Here is an 18304-nt window from a genome sequence, read left to right on the forward strand (position 1 = left end):
GTCAGGGTCCCAGAGGTATTGATGGGTGAACATCAAAAAGTTTTCTTGATTACACCGACCTGCGCAGATGCGCAGGTTTTTTTTGCCTGCTGTTTACGCTAACGAACTGATACACAGTTTTCCTGTCATCATGCCGCGCCTTTCTTTATAACTGCTTGCAAGAAGCTTAGGATCACCCTTTTATTGCAGCGGAATGCTATGCCCCGTATAAAAAAATTTCTGGGTAAAGACCAGATTAAAGCCCCATTCAATCCCTTTCGCTTTCGCCTGATTTGTTTGGGCGTGTTGAGCTGCATGGTAGTGCTGCTGATCTTTGTGGGTGACTTGCAACTGATAAAACACCCGATGCTCGAACATGAGGCCGATCAGCGTTCGTTGCGCACCGTCACCTTGCCGACCAGTCGTGGCACATTGCTGGACCGTGACGGTCAGGCTTTGGCGCTGAGCGTACCAGCGCGAGACATCATTGCTGACCCGATGCGGGTGCTGGAAGCTAACCCCGATTTCACTAATGCCAAGTGGACTTACCTTGCATCGGCGTTGAATTTGCGTCCGGAAGAGTTGCGCGATCAAATCACCGCCAATCCTAAAAAGCGCTTTCTCTATCTGGGGCGTAAAATCGAATTGGGCATCGCAAAAGACATCGCCCAGTTGCACTTAAAGGGCATCAGTTCGGTGTATAACGACAGCCGCTTCTACCCGATGAGTGAAGCGGCAGCGCCTTTGATTGGTATTGTCGGTGCTGACAGCATCGGCCTGAATGGCCTGGAGAAAGGCTTTGACCATGTGCTGCAAGGCGAGCCGGGCAAAGAGGTTTATCGCCAGGACAAAGAGGGCAATATCGTGGCGATGCTGGATTATGAGCCGCCCAAACAGCCACCAACGGTTCAACTCAGCATTGATAAGTTTGACCAGTTCACGCTCTACAGCAAACTGCGTGATGGGGTATTGCTGAACAAAGCGGATTCCGGTGCGGCGGTGTTGATCAAAATTGATACCGGTGAAATTCTGGCGATGGCGTCCTATCCCTCGTTCAACCCCAACAATTTTGACAATGCGACACCGGCGCAGATGCGTAACACCGCGATCAACGACAGCTATGAACCGGGTTCAACGGTAAAACCTCTGGTGGTGTTAGAGGGGCTGGAACGTCATCTGATCCGCCCTGACTCGGTGCTGGATACCTCGCCTTACACGGTAAACGGCCATTTGATTCGTGACGTCGGCCACTGGCCGCGACTGACGGTGACCGGCATCCTGCAAAAATCGAGTGATACCGGCGCCTCTCATATTGCGCTGGCGATGCCCGCCGACGCGCTGGTGAATACCTATCAGGCGTTTGGTCTGGGTAAACCCACAGGATTAGGGCTGACAGGCGAAAGCGTGGGGTATTTCCCGCTGCACCGTCAGCGCTGGGCTGATATTGAACGTGCGACCTTTGCCTTTGGTTACGGCTTACGTGTGACGCCGCTGCAAATCGCGCGTGAATACGCCACTTTAGGCAGCTATGGCATCTACCGTCCTCTCTCCATTACCAAAGTGACACCACCCGTGGTGGGTACACAGGTGGCGAATCCGGTGACCACTGAAATCGTGGTACATATGATGGAGAGTGACGTACTGCCGGGAGGATCGGGTTTACGTGCCAACGTGCCGGGCTATCGTCTGGCAACCAAAACCGGTACGGCTGAAAAGATGGGCCCAACCGGCAAGTATGATGGTGGTTACGTTAACTACACCGCCGGTGTTGCGCCAGCCAGTCATCCGGAAGTGGCACTGGTGGTGCTGATTAACCATCCCACTGCGGGCGACCACTTCGGTGGTACGGTGGCGGCACCGACCTTTGGCAACATTATGGGGCCGGTGCTGAAGCATATGAACATCGCGCCTGATGCAATCTACAGCAAGCCATCATCGGATAAATCTTAATAAAATCAGTATGTAACTTTACAGTCGTGCTTTTCACACCTCGTTGCATTTCGCCGAACTCCGTTGCGTTTTGCGGCTGTTAACTCTGATGGCTTTGAGCGACGATAAAAGTCCCAGAGGTATTGATTGGTGTGAAGATCGGCTGCTGCGGCAGCGATACCTGTTTTCAGGTATTCACCCTGTTCGGTTGCACCGACCCACGCGGATGCGTGGGTTTTTTTTGCCTAAAATTTACGGCTTAGCGAACTCGCTCACACCTCTTGTCTGAGTCTTAACATTTCCCCGCCAACATAAAAATATCTTGCCGTGTAACCTGTATGTAACGCACCGCGATGCCGCATTCCATTTCGGTTCGCCAGCCCCTGGCTGTGTTGGTAGCACGGCTTTGGGGCGTATTTATTGCCCTTCGCTGAGGACATCAAATATGCCAAAAACCAAAGACCGCACCCCAAAAGGTGAAGGCCGTTCCTCGGCGTTTCAGTTGCGCATTCATCCGGAACTGCACGACCAACTGCGCGAAGTCTCTGAAGATGAGAACATCACGTTATCGTGCTGGCTGAAAGATTTGGCGCGCCGTGAACTGCGCCGCAGAGGCATTGAGCCAAAAGGCTAACGCCGTAGGGTGCGCCTTCATGCGCACCATCGACAAAAACCCGCAAAAAGCTAAATTTCACAGCTATTTATGGCACGAAAGGTTTACCATTTTCCTTTGGAAAATATATTTTACGCAACCTTAACAACCGCTGCATGACTCCCTCCCTACAATGATTTTTTTAATGTCATCACATCAGTGACTATCCCTCCTTTCATCCAGAGAAAAATTATGCGCCTGAAACTTCTTTCTGCCAGCGTGGTGTTTTTACTGGCAGCCTGTGACCAGGGCGGAGCAAAGCCCGCTGCATCCGCGACTCCCCAGGTGGGCGTCATTGCCCTAAAATCTGAACCTGTGACACTGGTGACCCAATTGCCCGGTCGCACCACAGCGGTTCGCACCGCGCAGGTGCGTCCGCAGGTTAGCGGTGTTATCCAGAAAATCCTGTTTACCGAAGGGGGCGAAGTCAAAGCGGGCCAGCCGCTGTATCAGATTGATCCGGCGACCTATAAAGCCGCTTATGACAAAGCCATGGCGACCTGGCAAAACGATGCGATGGTCGCAAAACGCTACCAGCCACTGGCTTCTGCCCATGCCATCAGCCAGCAGACTTACGATGATGCTGTAGCGGCAGAACGTGAAGCACAAGCTGATGTGGAAACCGCTAAGGTCAATCTTGATTACACGCTGGTGAAAGCACCGATCTCCGGCCACATCAGCCGTTCGCTGTATACCGCCGGTGCGCTGGTGACTAACGGCCAGACCGACTATCTCGCCACCATCACCCAACTGGATCCGATCTATGTCGATGTCAGTGAGTCCTCTACCGATCTGCTGCGTCTGCGCCGTGCCTTAGCCGACGGCAAAATTGCCAAAGTGGATGACAACACCGCTGCGGTTGGCCTCTCTCTGGAAGACAACAGTCAGTATGGTCAGCAGGGCAAACTGGCGTTCTCGGAAGTGAACGTCGATACCGCCACCGGCACCGTGGTGCTGCGCGCCGTATTCCCGAATCCGCATAACGAACTGCTGCCAGGCATGTATGTGCACGCCAGTTTCCCGCAGGGCATTCAGCAGCAGGGGATTCTGGTGCCGCAGGAGTCGATCATGCATGACACCAAAGGCCAACCTTATGTGTATGTGGTGAAAGGCGACAACACCATTGAGCAGCGCAGTATCCACACCGGCGAGATGATCAAAGGTGAATGGCTGGTGACGTCAGGGCTGAGTGAAGGTGAAAATGTAGTGGTGAACAATCTGCAAAGCGTACGTGCTGGCGTTAAAGTCACCACCACTGCGGCAAACACCAATGACACCCCATCCGCCAGTGCTGTCAGTCTGTCGATGACCGACGCAGCGGCACAATAAGGGGGCGGTATGTCGAAGTTTTTTATTGAACGCCCGATATTTGCCTGGGTTATCGCGATTATCGTGATGCTGGTGGGCGGGATTGCGGCCATCAGCTTGCCGGTCAATCAGTATCCCAATATCTCGCCACCGGCGGTGTCGATCTCGGTGACCTATCCGGGAGCCAGCGCCGAAACCACGCAGAACACCGTGGTGCAGGTGATTGAGCAGCAGCTGAACGGGCTGGATGGCTTGCGCTATCTGGAGTCCAGCAGTGCCTCGGATGGTAGTGCGCAGATCATCGCTACCTTTAACCAAGGTATCAATCCCGATATCGCTCAGGTACAGGTACAAGACCGCGTATCGCTGGCGGAATCGCAGCTGCCAACTGACGTGACCCAGCAGGGTATCCGCATCCGTAAGTACCAGAAGAACTTCATGATGGTCATCGGGTTGATCTCTAAAGATGGCAAACTCACCAACGGCGACCTTGCGGATATGCTGGTGTCGAAGCTGGAAGACCCGATCTCCCGTACGCCTGGCGTCGGTGACTTTATGGTGCTGGGTTCGGAATATGCGATGCGCATCTGGCTCGATCCCGCCAAGTTGTATAAGTACAACCTGATGCCGAGCGATGTCACCACTGCCATCGATAACCAGAACGTGCAGGTGTCATCCGGTTCACTCGGCGGATTACCGACTATTCAGGGCGCGAAAACTCAGGCTACGGTACTGGGTAAAACCCGTTTCACAACCGTGCAGCAGTTTGAAAATGTGCTGCTGAAAGTGAACAGTGACGGTTCGCAAATTCGCCTGAAAGACGTTGCCAGCGTAGCCTTAGGGCCGCAGAGCTATGGTATTGACGCCACCATGAACGGCAAACCGGCTGCCGGTATTGCATTGCGTCTGGCCACCGGAGCGAATGAACTGGATACCGCCAAAGCGGTGCGCCAGACCATTGCCGATCTGAAAGACTCACTGCCGGATAATGTTGAAATTCAGTATCCGTATGACACCTCCCCGGTGGTCAGCGCTTCGATTGAAGAAGTGGTGAAAACGCTGATCGAAGCGGTGGTGCTGGTGTTCTTCGTGATGCTGCTGTTCCTGCAAAACCTGCGCGCCACCCTGATTACGACCCTAGTGGTCCCCGTGGTGCTGCTCGGCACCTTTGGCATCCTGTCAGCCTTCGGTTACAGCATTAACACCCTGACGATGTTCGGTATGGTGCTGGCAATAGGGCTATTGGTGGATGATGCCATCGTGGTGGTGGAGAACGTCGAGCGCGTGATGCACGAAGAGCACCTCGATCCTAAAACCGCCACCATCAAGTCGATGCAGCAGATACAGGGCGCGCTGTTTGGGATTGCGCTGGTGCTGTCGGCGGTGCTGTTGCCGATGGCATTCTTCTCCGGCTCCACCGGGGTGATTTACCGCCAGTTCTCAATCACCATCGTTTCGGCGATGGCGCTGTCGGTAATCATGGCACTGATCTTTACCCCAGCGCTTTGTGCCACCTTGTTAAAGGCTTCGTCGGCGGAGCACAAGACCACCGGTTTTGCCGGCTGGTTTAACCGTAAGTTCGACAGCGGCGCGATGCACTATACGCGCGGCGTGAATAAAGTGATTTCCCGTCGCGGCCTGTTCCTGGTGATCTACCTGGTGATCGTCGGCGTGACGGGCTTTTTGTTCACGCGTGTCCCGACCACTTTCCTGCCCGCAGAAGATCAGGGCTTGATGATGGTGCAGATGACGCTGCCGGTTAACGCCTCTTCACAGCGTACGCAGCAGGTGATCAACGATCTCAATGACTACCTGCAGAAGAATGAGGCTTCGGTGGTCACCACCACCTTTGGCGTGGCAGGCTTTAACTTTGCCGGCCGTGGTCAGAGTAACGCGATGGCGTTTGTACGCCTGAAGGACTGGGGCGATCGTACCCATAGCGGGCAAAGCGTGCAGGATCTGGCGAACCGTGTCATGGCGCATTTTGCCAATTACAAAAACGCCAAAATCTTTGCCATGGTGCCGCCTGCGGTCATGGAGTTGGGTAATGCCACCGGTTTTGACCTCTATCTGCAGGATACTGGCGCGCATACTCATCAGCAGATGATGGATGCGACGCATCAGTTAATCGATCTGGCTAACAAAGACCCCCATTTAGCGCAGGTGCGTATGAACGGGCTGGAAGATGAGCCGCAGTATCAGTTGGAGATCAATGACGAGAAGGCCAGTGCGCTGGGACTGAGCATGACGGACATCAACAACACGCTGTCAGTGGCGTGGGGTTCCAGCTATATCGATCAGTTTATGTATAACGGCCGTGTGAAAGAGGTCTACCTGATGGGTAAAGCTGATTCACGCGTCACGCCATCCGATCTTGATAAGTGGTACTTCCGCAACAGCAGCGGCACCATGGTGCCATTCTCCGCCTTCGCCAGCGGCAAGTGGGTTTACGGCTCGCCACACTTCGAGCGCTTTAACGGTCTGACCTCCGAAGAGATCCTCGGATCGCCTGCGGCAGGGCAGAGTACCGGTGAAGCGATGAAAGCGGTGGAACAGTTGGCGAAGCAGTTGCCTAAAGGCTTCCGCGTGCAGTGGTACGGCATCTCCTATGAGGAGCAGGCGTCCGGCAACCAGACCACCCAGCTGTATATGATCTCGATTCTGGTGGTGTTCCTGTGTCTGGCAGCGCTGTATGAGAGCTGGTCAATTCCATTCTCGGTGATCATGGTGGTGCCGCTCGGGATTCTCGGCACTATCAGTGCCGTGCTGCTGCGAGGATTGCAAAACGACGTGTTCTTCCAGGTGGGCTTACTCACCACGGTGGGGCTGGCGGCGAAAAACGCCATTCTGATTGTGGAATTCGCCAAAGAGTTGCATGAACGTGAAGGAAAAACGCTGGTGGAGGCGGCGGTGGAAGCCGCGAGACTGCGTATCCGACCGATCATTATGACCTCGATGGCCTTTATCCTTGGCGTACTGCCGCTCACCATTTCTAACGGCGCAGGCGCAGGTAGCCAGCACTCGATTGGTACTGCGGTAGCGGGCGGGATGATCACCGCGACCTTCCTCGCCATCTTCTTTGTTCCGATGTTCTACGTGGTGGTATCGCAGTTCTTCGCCCGTAAGAAAAAAGCATCCGTAGAGGTGACAACGCATGAACAGTAAAACTTTCCGTATGGCGCTGTTGCCACTGGCATTGGCGCTGGCCGGATGTACGCTGGCGCCACACTACCAGCGTCCGAATATGCCAGTAGATGAGAAATACGATCAGCCCACGGCAGTGGGCAACGTGGCCGATTTGCCGTGGCAGAATTTCTTCACGGATGCCACGATGCGCAATCTGATTCAGCTGTCACTCGACAACAACCGCGACCTGCGCGTCGCGGCATTGAATGTTGAAGAAGCCCAGCAGAGCGTGACGGTGCAGCGTGCCGCATTGATGCCATCGATCAATGCCACGGCAAGCCAGACTTCCGCGCATGAGCCTGCGAATCTTTACAACACCAAAACCACCGGTGCGGTGACCTATCACGAGCTGAACGCCGGGTTGGGCGTCACCTCGTGGGAGCTGGATTTCTTTGGCCGTTTGCAGAGTCTGCGCAACGAAGCGCAAGAGACTTACCTCTCGACGGCGGACACCGAGCGCGCCACCCGCATTTCATTGATCTCCGAAGTGGCGACGGCGTGGTTGACCTTGAGTTCGGATAACGATCTGCTGCAACTGGCGCAAAACACCGCCAAGAGCCAGCAAGAATCCTATCGACTGACCAAGCTCAGTTATGACGGCGGTGCCAGCAGCGATCAGGATCTGGCGCAGGCAGAAAGCACGGTACGTGCGGCGCAGGCAGATGTTGCCAGCTACACGCGACAGGTGCGTCAGGATGTGGATGCCCTGCGGTTGTTGGTTGGCACCGACCTGCCAGCCACACTGTTGTCACACGCGACCCTGGATGCCAACTGGCAGTTCCCGGCAACACCTGCTGGCTTGACGTCAGATCTGTTAACGCGTCGTCCAGATATCATGGCTGCCGAACACACACTGAAAGCCGCGAATGCGAATATTGGTGCAGCACGAGCGGCATTCTTCCCGAGCATCACGCTGACGGCATCAGGCGGTTCTACCAGCAGCTCTCTGGGCAGCTTACTGAGTGGCGGAACGGGTGCCTGGTCGTTCGTCCCTTCCATCAATCTGCCCATTTTTGACGGCGGCAAAAACGAGGCTAATCTCAATATCGCGCATATTGAGAAACGCATTGAAATTGCTAACTATGAGAAAGCGATTCAGACCGCCTTCAAAGAGGTGAATGATGCGCTGGCCGGTCAGGATACCTGGCAGGATCAGCTGACAGCGCTGCAACAGGAAGTCGGAGCGAATCAGCGCGATTACGACTATTCCGAATTGCGCTTTAAGCAAGGCGTAGACAACTATCTCAATGTATTAGTGGCCCAACGATCGCTTTACAGTTCGCAACAGTCGCTTATCAGCGCGCATCTGGGCCAGTTGAGCCAGAAAATCACCTTGTATAAAGCGCTGGGCGGCGGCTGGAAGTCCTGAGATCCTTAACGTAACCCTTACGGTTTCTCCATGGAAATTCCATGGCGCTTCAGTTGATAATACAAGCAGTGATGATTTCTTTTGAAATAATCCCCTGACATTACAGGGGATTTTCCTTTTTCCTGTTTATCTGAAGAGTCCGATGACCATTAATTCCCCTCGCAGATCGCGTTTCCGCTGGCTTAAATGGCTGCTTATTTTGATTGTGCTTTTCATTGTCGCGGGCGTGATCTGGCGCGTTGTCGGCGGACACGGTGGCGCGCCGGGCGGTATGCCGCCAGGTGGAGGCAAAGGGGCACGGGGTGGTCATCGTGGCGGAGCCGGTGGCCCGCCAGGCATGGCAATGATGGGAGGCGCAACGCTGGTGCATAGTGGCGTGGCGAGTACCGCCGATGTTCCGGTTTATCTCAACGCACTGGGTACGGTGATTCCGAATGCCAGCGTCACTGTCACCAGCCGTGTTGCAGGTCAGTTAGATAAGGTGTTCTTTACCGAAGGGCAAAAGGTCGCTGCCGGTCAATTGCTGGCACAGATTGATCCCCGTAGCTATCAAGCGACGCTGGCGCAGTATCAGGGCGATCTCAACCAGAACCAGGCTCTGCTGAAAAGCGCAGAGCTGACGCTGGCTCGATACAAGAAGCTGGCGGCGCAGGATTCACTATCGCGTCAGGATCTCGACACGCAAACCGCCACAGTAGGCCAATATAAAGGCGCAGTTGCGGCCGATCAGGCGCAGATCGCCAACGCGAAGCTGGATATTGAGTATGCACGCATTACTTCACCGATCAGCGGTCGTGTGGGCTTACGTCTGGTTGATCCCGGCAACATGGTGCAAACCACCGATACCACCGGCATTGTGGTGGTCACGCAGATGCAGCCTGCGGCCGTGACCTTTAGCGTGCCACAGAGCAATATCCCACAGCTCACTAAGGCCTTGCATAATGGGCAAAGTTTACCTGCGGTGGCCTTTGATCAGGACAACAGCACCCAACTGGCCCAAGGTGCAGTCCAGTTCATCAGCAACCAGATTGATACCAGCACGGGTACCATTGAGCTGAAAGCCACCTTCCCCAATGAAGATGAGTCACTGTTTGCTAACCAGTTTGTTAACCTGCGCCTGCAAACCAACCTTCTGAAAGGTGCCACGGTCATTCCTGCGCAGGCCTTGCAGCTCAGTAGTGACGGCAGCTTTGTGTTTGTGATTAACCAAGATAATACCGTCACGCGTAAAGCCGTCACCACCGGTCCGGCATTTGGCGAAGATCAGCAGGCGATCCTCAAAGGCGTTGAGCCGGGCGATCGTCTGGTCACCGAAGGCATCGATCGCCTGACCAACGGCAGTAAAGTGTCGCTGGCTGATGACAGTAAAACCGCGACAGCGACGCAAAAATGAATCCGTCTCGCCTCTTTATTCAGCGTCCCGTGGCCACCATTCTGCTGATGGTGGGCGTACTTATCGCCGGGATCTTTGCTTATAAATTTCTCTCCACCTCGGCACTGCCGCAGGTGGATTATCCGACTATCCAGGTCACCACGCTCTATCCCGGTGCCAGCCCCGACGTGATGGCCTCTTCGGTGACCTCTCCGCTGGAACGCCAGCTTGGGCAAATGGCTGGCTTAAGCCAGATGACGTCCACCAGCTCCGGCGGTTCTTCGATCATCACGCTGAAGTTCAGCCTCGATCTGTCGCTGGATGTCGCCGAGCAGGAGGTGCAGGCGGCGATCAATGCTGCCAATAACCTTTTGCCGACCGATCTACCAAATCCGCCGACCTATAAAAAGGTAAACCCGGCAGACACGGCGGTGATCACCCTGGCGGCCAGTTCCGATAACCTGCCGCTCACGCAGGTGCAGGATCTGGTGAATACCCGCGTGGCGTTGAAGCTGTCACAGATCAACGGCGTAGGTATGGTGACACTGGCGGGCGGTCATCAGCCTGCCATTCGGGTGCAGATGGATCCGAAAGCGTTAGCGGCGCATAACTTGTCACTTGAAGACGTCAATACGTTGATCAGCAACAGCAACGTCAACGGTTCCAAAGGTGGTTTCGATGGTAAATACCACTCCGTCACCATCGACGCCAACGACCAGCTGCGCACCGCCGACGAATACGGCAACCTCATCATCACCTATCAGAACGGTGCAGCGCTGCGCTTGAAAGATATCGCGCACATTGAGCAGGGGCCGGAAAACAGTTTCCAGTCAGCCTGGGCCAACAACAGCCCGGCGATTGTCATCAGCGTGCAGCGCCAGCCGGGTGCCAACGTCATTCAGGTGGTGGACAGCATCAAAGCGCAGCTGCCGACCTTGCAGGCCGCGCTGCCTGATGGCGTGAAGATGACGATTTTATCGGACCGTACCCAAACCATTCGTGCCTCAATCAGCGATGTGCAGTTCGAACTGATGCTGTCCGTGGCGCTGGTGGTGATGGTGACCTTCATGTTCCTGCGTAATGTCGCGGCGACGCTGATCCCGAGCGTGGCGGTGCCGTTATCACTGATTGGTACCTTCGGCGTGATGTACCTCGCCGATTTCAGTCTGAATAATCTGTCTTTGATGGCGTTGACCATTGCCACCGGTTTCGTCATCGACGATGCGATTGTGGTGGTGGAGAATATCTCCAGGCGGCTGGAGGAGGGGGAAACCCCGATGCAAGCCGCGCTGAAAGGCTCGCAGCAGATCGGTTTCACCATTATCTCACTGACCTTTTCACTGATCGCGGTACTGATCCCGTTACTGTTTATGGGTGATGTGGTGGGGCGCTTGTTCCGCGAATTTGCGATCACTCTGGCGGTCTCCATTTTGGTGTCGATGGTGGTATCACTGACCTTGACGCCAATGCTGTGCGCTTACCTGTTGCAGCATATCCCGGAAGAGAAGCAGTCACGCTTCTCGCGTAAGGGCGGCGAACTGTTCGACAAACTGGTGCGCGGTTATGACCGCCTGTTGACGGTGGTGCTGAATCATCAAAAATTGACGCTGTTGGTGGCGCTGGCGACCTTCGCGCTGACAGCGCTGCTGTATATTGCCATCCCCAAAGGTTTTTTCCCCACTCAGGACACCGGCCTGATCCAAGGCGTCACCGTGGCGTCGCAGGATGTGTCGTTCAGCGAGATGTCGAAACGTCAGCAAGCGCTGGCAAAAGTGATTTTGCAAAACCCGTCGGTTGACAGCCTCTCATCGACCATTGGTATTGATGGCAGCAACACCAGCCTCAACAGTGGGCGCATCCAGATTAACCTCAAGGCATTTGGCGAACGTGACGACAAAGCCGACGTGGTGATCAAGCAGCTACAGCAGGCCGACCAACAGGTGGCAGGTATTCAACTTTATCTGCAACCGGCGCAGGATTTGACGGTCAACGATCAGGTCACGCCGAGCCAGTATCAGTTCACCCTCGATGATGCCGACAGTGAAAATCTGGTGAGCTGGACGCCTAAGATGGTGGCAGCATTGCAGAAGCGCCCGGAATTCAATGGTGTGGTCAGCAATCTGCAAGATCAGGGGCGCGTGGCCTATGTTGAACTGAATCGTGATAAAGCCGCACGCTATGGTATTACCGCTTCTGACGTTGATACCGCGCTCTACAACAGTTTCGGTCAGCGATTGGTCTCCACGATTTTTACCCAAGCCAACCAGTACCGCGTCGTGCTAGAGGTGGCGCCGCAGTATCAGCAGTCTCCGGCGTCGTTTGATGATGTTTATTTGCCGGTGACCAGCAGTACCAGCTCTTCAACCAGCAGCAGTTCGAGCACCACATCCAGCAGCAGTTCGAGTAGCACCTCAACCTCCAGCTCGGACAGCGACAGCACGACCACCGGAATGGTGAAACTGACCTCGATTGCCACTATCCACGAGCGTACGGGATCGCTGATGCACATGCGCCTCAATCAATTTCCTGCCGTCATGGTGTCGTTCAACCTGAACAGCGGCTATTCGTTGGAGGATGGGCAAAAAGCGATAGCGGAAGTGACGCAGCAGCTGAATCTGCCGTCGAGCATTACGCTGCGCTATCAGGGGGAAACCTCGGCATTCCAGAGCGCCACTGGCAACACGCTATGGCTGATACTGGCGGCATTGATCACCATGTATGTGGTGCTGGGTATTCTGTACGAGAGCTTTATTCATCCGGTGACCATTCTCTCGACGCTGCCATCAGCGGCGGTGGGCGCACTGTTGACGCTGTTGCTGGCGGGCAGTGAATTCAGTTTGATCGCCTTGATTGGGGTAATCCTACTGATCGGTATCGTGAAAAAGAACGCCATCATGATGATCGACTTCGCGCTGGAGGCAGAGAACAAGCAGCGCATGAGCCCGCGTGATGCGATACATCAGGCGTGTTTACTGCGTTTCCGCCCCATTTTGATGACCACCATGGCAGCACTGCTTGGTGCGCTGCCGTTGATGCTGGCTTCGGGTTCTGGTGCAGAACTGCGTCAACCACTGGGCTTGGTGATCGTTGGCGGGTTGATTGTCAGCCAGGTATTGACGCTGTTCTCCACGCCGGTGATCTACCTGTGGTTTGATGGTATCGCGCAGCGTGGCAAGCGCTATATGCAGCGTAAACAGCAGCAGGCGCGGGGCGAGTAATGAATTTTACCCGGCTGTTTATCTTCCGCCCAGTCGCCACGCTGTTGCTGACGTTGGCGATCATGTTGCTGGGTGCGTTGGGCTATCGGCTGCTGCCGGTAGCCCCGCTGCCGCAAGTGGATTTCCCGACCATCATGGTCAGCGCCAGCTTGGCCGGTGCCAGTCCAGAAACCATGGCGGCGACCGTCGCCACGCCGCTGGAACGTTCATTGGGGCAAATTGCAGGCGTCACCGAAATGACCTCGACCAGCTCTCAAGGGTCTACCAGTGTCATTTTGCAGTTTGACCTCGACCGCGATATCAATGGTGCTGCGCGTGATGTGCAGGCGGCGATCAATGCCGCGCGCAGCCTGCTGCCGAGCGCCATGGAATCCCTGCCGACCTATCGCAAAGCCAACCCGTCCGATGCGCCGATTGTGATGCTGGCGCTCACGTCAGCCACGCGCACGCCGGGTGAGCTTTACGATCTGGCCGAGAGCAAAATCGAGCAGGCCATGGGGCAGGTTAAAGGTGTGGGGGAAGTGTCGCTGATGGGCAGTGCGCTGCCAGCGGTGCGCATCGATCTGCAACCGCTCAAGCTTTCGCAGTACGGCATTTCGCTGGATACGGTGCGTGAAGCCATCGCCAACAGTACCACCAACAAGCCTAAAGGCATTCTGGAGGGCAGCAACCAATCATGGGTGGTGGACAGTAACGGCCAACTGGATAAAGCCGCGCAGTATCAGAATTTGATCGTGACCTATAAGGACGGCAAAGCCGTGCGCCTGCATGATGTCGCGACGGTATATGACTCGGTGGAAGATCAGTATCAGGCGGGATTCCTTAATTCACAGCCCTCGGTCATGGTCGGGATTAAGCGTCAGGCCGGTGCCAATATGCTCGACACCATTGATGCCATCAAGGCGCAGCTTCCGGCGCTGGAAAAAGACCTGCCAGCTGATACCCAGTTGAAAGTGGTAGTAGACCGTTCCCCTACAGTGCGTGAATCACTGTATGACACCGAAGAGACGCTGTTGATTGCCACATTGCTGGTGATCGCCGTGGTATTTGTGTTCCTGCGCAATGTCCAGGCGGTGATTATTCCGGCCCTGGCGCTGCCCGTCTCGCTAATTGGTACCTGTGCGGTGATGTATCTGCTGGGCTACAGCCTCGATAACCTGTCATTAATGGCGTTGATCATCGCCACCGGTTTCGTGGTAGATGATGCGATTGTGGTGCTGGAAAACATTACGCGCCATATCGAAGAAGGCTTAAGCCCGTTGCGCGCAGCGCTGAAAGGCGCGCAGGAAGTGAGTTTCACCGTGCTGTCGATGACCATGTCGCTGGTGGCGGTGTTTATTCCGATCCTGTTGATGGGCAGTATCGTGGGGCGCTTGTTCCGCGAGTTTGCGGTGACATTGACCATCTCGCTGCTGATCTCGATGTTTGTTTCACTCAGCCTGACGCCGATGCTGTGTGCACGGCTGCTGAAGCCAAAACCTAAAGTCAGTAAACGCCCACACCCGGTTTACCAGTTTATCGAAAACCAGCTGAATGGATTGCTGGCGGCCTACTCGCGCGGGTTGGCGTGGGTGATGGCGCACCAGAAGATCACGATGTTCAGCCTGGTGCTGACGGTGCTGTTGAATCTGTTTCTGTTCTCCGTAGTACAGAAGGGCTTCTTCCCCAATCAGGATACTGGGCTGCTGATGGGGGCTTTGCGCGCTGACCAAAACATCTCATTCCAGGCGATGAAGCCGAAGATGCTGGAGTTCACCAAGATCATTCAGTCCGATCCCGCGGTGGAGAGCGTGATGTCCTCAATGGGCAGCGGCATGTTTGGCTCACGTAACAGCGCCAACTTCTTTGTTCGTCTGAAGGATTTCAGCGATCGTGATGCGACGGCCACCGAAGTCGCCAACCGACTGAGCCTGAAAACCAGCCATATTGCCGGTGCGCAGATGTTCCTGATGGCGGCGCAGGACCTGCATATTGGTGGGCGCAGCGCCAATGCGACGTATCAATACAGCTTGCAGGCGGACGATCTCGATCTGCTGCGTGTCTGGACGCCGAAAGTGCAGGCGGCGCTGGCGGCAATCCCGCAGCTCAACAGCGTGGATTCCGATTCGCAAACCGGTGGACAGGAAGTGGTGATCAATATCGACCGCGACCGCGCTAAACGGCTTGGCGTGAATGTGCAAATGCTGGACACCATGCTCAATAATGCCTTCAGCCAGCGCCAGGTCGCTACGCTCTATCACACGCTGAATCAGTATCATGTGGTGATGTCATTGCAGGACAGCTACACGCGCGATCCAGAAATTCTGAAAGAGCTGTATGTGATTAACGACAGCGGCGATCGTGTGCCGCTCTCCGCTTTCGCCAGCTTCAAGGGCGGCAACGCACCGCTGTCGGTGGCGCACCAGGGGCAGTCGGCCACCAGCACCGTGGCCTTTAACCTGAATGACGGCGTGTCGCTAGAGCAGGCGCAGGTACTGATCAAGCAGGCGATGGCTAAACTGGGGTTACCGTCCACCATTCAGGCTGGGTTCGCTGGCACCGCTGCGGCTTTCACCCAGCTCACTGCCACCATGCCGTGGTTGATTATTGCGGCGCTGGCGGCGGTGTATATCGTGCTCGGTGTGCTGTATGAGAGCTATATCCATCCGTTGACCATTCTCTCAACGCTGCCTTCGGCGGGCGTTGGCGCACTGTTATTGTTGCTGCTCACCAACACGCAACTCACGGTGATCGCCTTGATCGGTATTATTCTGCTGATCGGCATTGTGAAAAAGAACGCCATCATGATGATCGATTTCGCCATTCATGCCGAACGCACGCAAGGGATGTCGCCGCAGCAGGCGATTACCCAAGCCTGCTTGATGCGTTTCCGTCCCATTATGATGACCACGCTGGCAGCCTTTTTCGGTGCGTTGCCGCTGGCATTGGGCAGCGGCGGCGATGCGGATTTACGTAGCCCACTTGGGCTAGCGATTGCAGGCGGTCTGGCGCTGAGCCAACTGCTGACCCTGTTTACTACGCCGGTTGTTTATCTCTGGCTTGATCGTTTAAGCCGTGCCACCAAACGTCAGTGGCAGCGGTTGCGTCATGTGGAATCCTGATTGATGAAAATGTCTGTGAAAATAGTGCCGGTGCTAATGGCGATGCTGTTGGCGGGTTGTGCCGTTGGTCCTGATTATCAACGCCCTTCGATGGCGATGCCTACGCACTTTAAAGAGGCCAAAGGTTGGCAGCAGGCGACACCTCAGGATGCGCAAAGCAAGGGGGAGTGGTGGTTGGTGTATCACGACGCTACGCTGAGCAGTCTGCTGAGCCAGGTCAGTATCTCTAACCAGAACGTTGCCAGCTATGCGGCCCAGTATCGTGAAGCACAGGCGCTGACTTCACAGTCGCGTGCGGCACTGTTCCCGTCGGTCAGCTACGATGCGAGCACCACCCGCAGCGGCAGCCGTGCCAGCGCCACGGGACAGCGCAGCGTGAGCAACGCGCATGCCGCCGATCTCAGCGCCAGTTGGGAATTGGATTTGTGGGGCAAGCTACGCCGCACGCTGGAAGAGAGCAAAGCCAGTGCGCAGGCCAGCAAGGCAGAATTAGCCAATATCACGTTGAGCGCGCAGTCGGAGCTGGCGCAGGACTATTTCCAGCTGCGTATCATTGACGAGAAGATTGCGCTTTATCAACGCAGTATCGACGCTTATCAGCGCTATCTCACCGTGATTCAAAACAAGTATTCGGCGGGTAGCGAATCGCGCGCCACTTTGGCGCAAGCACAGATGCAGCTGGAAAGCGCACGCGCCTCCGCTCAGGATTACCAGTGGCAGCGTGCTCAGGCTGAGCACGCCATTGCGCTGTTGTTAGGCCGTGCGCCAGCTGATTTCTCTCTACCAGTGGCGAAGCTGGATGCGACGTTACCGGCTATACCTAACAGTCTGCCTTCAGCGTTGCTACAGCGCCGTCCAGATATTGCCTATGCCGAGCGCAACGTCGCGGCGGCCAATGCGGCGGTCGGCGTGGCGATTGCCGGTTATTATCCTGATCTGACGTTAAGCGCCAGCGGCGGGGTCAGTTCGTCAGCCATTAATAGCCTGTTCTCTCTGCCCAATCGTGTTTGGTCGTTGGGACCGGAGTTGAGCGGTACGCTGTTGGACTTCGGCGCCACCTCGGCAAAAGTGGAACAGGCGCGTGCCGCCTATGACGCGAGCGTGGCGGATTATCGCCAATCAGTGCTGACGGCGATGGGGGAAGTGGAAGATTATCTGGTGCAGTTGAACACCCTACAGGGCGAGATTGCCTCGCAGCAGTTGGCAACCAATGCCGCACAGGAATCAGCGCGTGTGACGCGTAACCAGTACGATGCCGGGATGATTGATTATCTCGATGTCGCCACCACCGAAAACAGCAGTTTGAGTGCGCAGCAGAGCTTGTTGTCATTGCAGAGTACGCAGTGGGTCAGCAGTGTCGAATTGATTGCCGCACTGGGCGGGGGCTGGCAGGGGTAATTACAATAGATACAGGCCGCCATCAACGGTGTAATGCTTTTCAGTGGCGGTTCTGTTAGATAGTAAAGGCTGTTATTTTTCAGGAATAGTAGCTTGTTTCTAATACGCGCCTAAGTGCGGGCCACAGCGCCTCTGCTGCTGCCGGGCCGTCCTCGCGCCGCTTCGCGGTGCCTTCAGCTGCAACGTCGTGCCGGCCGGAACGTTCGGGTACGGCCGTCCTGGCCTACCCGAACTGCCTGTCGCATCCCTGCGCCTGGCTCCTGGCACAACGTCTCCGCCTCAGCGCTGCGAATAGCCCTTGCAGCATCAGAGGCGCTGTGGCCTCAGACAATGTGCCCTTTGTGGCAGTAAAAGCGCTATCGCCTGAGTCATCGTGCCCTTTCAAACAGCGTACACGGATGTTAGCAAGCAGGCTGGTGCCGCTCTGGGGATGGCATTTCGCAGCGCTGAACGGAATGAGGAAGCCAGGAGAGCCAGCATGGATGCTGGCGAAAGGTGCAGCCGGGACAGGGAAAGTCCCGTCTGCACCGGTCCGTCAGGCGGACGAGTGAAGTGAAGGCACCGCGTCAGCGGCGCGAGGACCGCCAGCCCCAGAGCGGCACCAGACTGCGTTATCACTTGTGCCATCAGTCCAGAGCGGCACCAGACTGCGTTATCACCAAATGCTTATCGAAAACATCGCACTAGTAAGTGTGACCCTATATTAAGTCTTTAGATGCATCAGGATTCATCACGATAAATCACCGCGCCACTTGTCGAAAATCGCCAGATCCTGCAAGGTAAGCGCCATAT

Annotated in this window: 9 protein-coding genes; all 9 read left to right on the plus strand. The window is 55.6% G+C overall.

Features of this window, described 5'->3' with window-relative positions; all coding sequences use genetic code 11:
• The first annotated feature begins 198 nt into the window (after nucleotides 1-198).
• The 9 genes from F3J38_RS22610 to F3J38_RS22650 all read left to right on the plus strand — a co-directional run bounded on the left by F3J38_RS22610 (nucleotide 199) and on the right by F3J38_RS22650 (nucleotide 17512).
• The gene (locus F3J38_RS22610) at nucleotides 199-1929 is read left to right on the plus strand and encodes a penicillin-binding transpeptidase domain-containing protein (protein WP_167142338.1); all 1731 of its coding nucleotides are present in this window, start codon (nucleotides 199-201) and stop codon (nucleotides 1927-1929) included.
• A gap of 424 nt (nucleotides 1930-2353) precedes the next feature.
• Nucleotides 2354-2542 carry a toxin-antitoxin system HicB family antitoxin gene (locus tag F3J38_RS22615; RefSeq protein ID WP_167142341.1) on the plus strand — a complete coding sequence of 63 codons (189 nt, stop codon included), beginning with the start codon at nucleotides 2354-2356 and terminating at the stop codon, nucleotides 2540-2542.
• A 210-nt stretch (nucleotides 2543-2752) separates the two neighbouring features.
• On the plus strand, nucleotides 2753-3889 hold the full coding sequence (locus F3J38_RS22620; protein ID WP_167142344.1) for an efflux RND transporter periplasmic adaptor subunit: 1137 nt from the start codon (nucleotides 2753-2755) through the stop codon (nucleotides 3887-3889).
• Nucleotides 3890-3898: 9 nt separating this feature from the next.
• Nucleotides 3899-7033: an efflux RND transporter permease subunit gene (locus tag F3J38_RS22625; protein WP_167142349.1), complete on the plus strand. Its 3135-nt coding sequence runs from the start codon at nucleotides 3899-3901 to the stop codon at nucleotides 7031-7033.
• Complete coding sequence (locus F3J38_RS22630; protein WP_167142351.1) at nucleotides 7023-8423, plus strand: efflux transporter outer membrane subunit; 1401 nt, start codon at nucleotides 7023-7025, stop codon at nucleotides 8421-8423. Before F3J38_RS22625 ends, F3J38_RS22630 begins: the two co-directional genes overlap by 11 nt.
• Nucleotides 8424-8565: 142 nt before the next feature.
• Nucleotides 8566-9816, plus strand: coding sequence for an MdtA/MuxA family multidrug efflux RND transporter periplasmic adaptor subunit (locus F3J38_RS22635; RefSeq protein ID WP_167142354.1), 1251 nt, complete (start codon nucleotides 8566-8568; stop codon nucleotides 9814-9816).
• Nucleotides 9813-13013 carry an efflux RND transporter permease subunit gene (locus tag F3J38_RS22640; RefSeq protein WP_167142357.1) on the plus strand — a complete coding sequence of 1067 codons (3201 nt, stop codon included), beginning with the start codon at nucleotides 9813-9815 and terminating at the stop codon, nucleotides 13011-13013. The genes F3J38_RS22635 and F3J38_RS22640 overlap by 4 nt, the downstream gene beginning before the upstream one ends.
• A complete protein-coding gene (locus tag F3J38_RS22645) occupies nucleotides 13013-16114 on the plus strand; it encodes an efflux RND transporter permease subunit (RefSeq protein WP_167142360.1) in 3102 nt (1033 codons plus the stop codon). Before F3J38_RS22640 ends, F3J38_RS22645 begins: the two co-directional genes overlap by 1 nt.
• 3 nt (nucleotides 16115-16117) lie before the next feature.
• Nucleotides 16118-17512, plus strand: a complete 1395-nt coding sequence (locus F3J38_RS22650) for an efflux transporter outer membrane subunit (RefSeq protein WP_167142363.1) — start codon at nucleotides 16118-16120, stop codon at nucleotides 17510-17512.
• Nucleotides 17513-18304 lie beyond the last annotated feature (792 nt).

Origin of the sequence: Candidatus Pantoea formicae, assembly GCF_011752625.1 — a bacterium.
Classification (GTDB): Bacteria; Pseudomonadota; Gammaproteobacteria; order Enterobacterales; family Enterobacteriaceae; genus Pantoea; species Pantoea formicae.

Excerpts from the sequence above, each read along its gene's own strand:
- F3J38_RS22610 (WP_167142338.1), top strand. The coding sequence starts at position 199 with ATGCCCCGTATAAAAAAATTTCTGGGTAAAGACCAGATTAAAGCCCCA.
- F3J38_RS22615 (WP_167142341.1), top strand. The coding sequence starts at position 2,354 with ATGCCAAAAACCAAAGACCGCACCCCAAAAGGTGAAGGCCGTTCCTCG.
- F3J38_RS22620 (WP_167142344.1), top strand. The coding sequence starts at position 2,753 with ATGCGCCTGAAACTTCTTTCTGCCAGCGTGGTGTTTTTACTGGCAGCC.
- F3J38_RS22625 (WP_167142349.1), top strand. The coding sequence starts at position 3,899 with ATGTCGAAGTTTTTTATTGAACGCCCGATATTTGCCTGGGTTATCGCG.
- F3J38_RS22630 (WP_167142351.1), top strand. The coding sequence starts at position 7,023 with ATGAACAGTAAAACTTTCCGTATGGCGCTGTTGCCACTGGCATTGGCG.
- F3J38_RS22635 (WP_167142354.1), top strand. The coding sequence starts at position 8,566 with ATGACCATTAATTCCCCTCGCAGATCGCGTTTCCGCTGGCTTAAATGG.
- F3J38_RS22640 (WP_167142357.1), top strand. The coding sequence starts at position 9,813 with ATGAATCCGTCTCGCCTCTTTATTCAGCGTCCCGTGGCCACCATTCTG.
- F3J38_RS22645 (WP_167142360.1), top strand. The coding sequence starts at position 13,013 with ATGAATTTTACCCGGCTGTTTATCTTCCGCCCAGTCGCCACGCTGTTG.
- F3J38_RS22650 (WP_167142363.1), top strand. The coding sequence starts at position 16,118 with ATGAAAATGTCTGTGAAAATAGTGCCGGTGCTAATGGCGATGCTGTTG.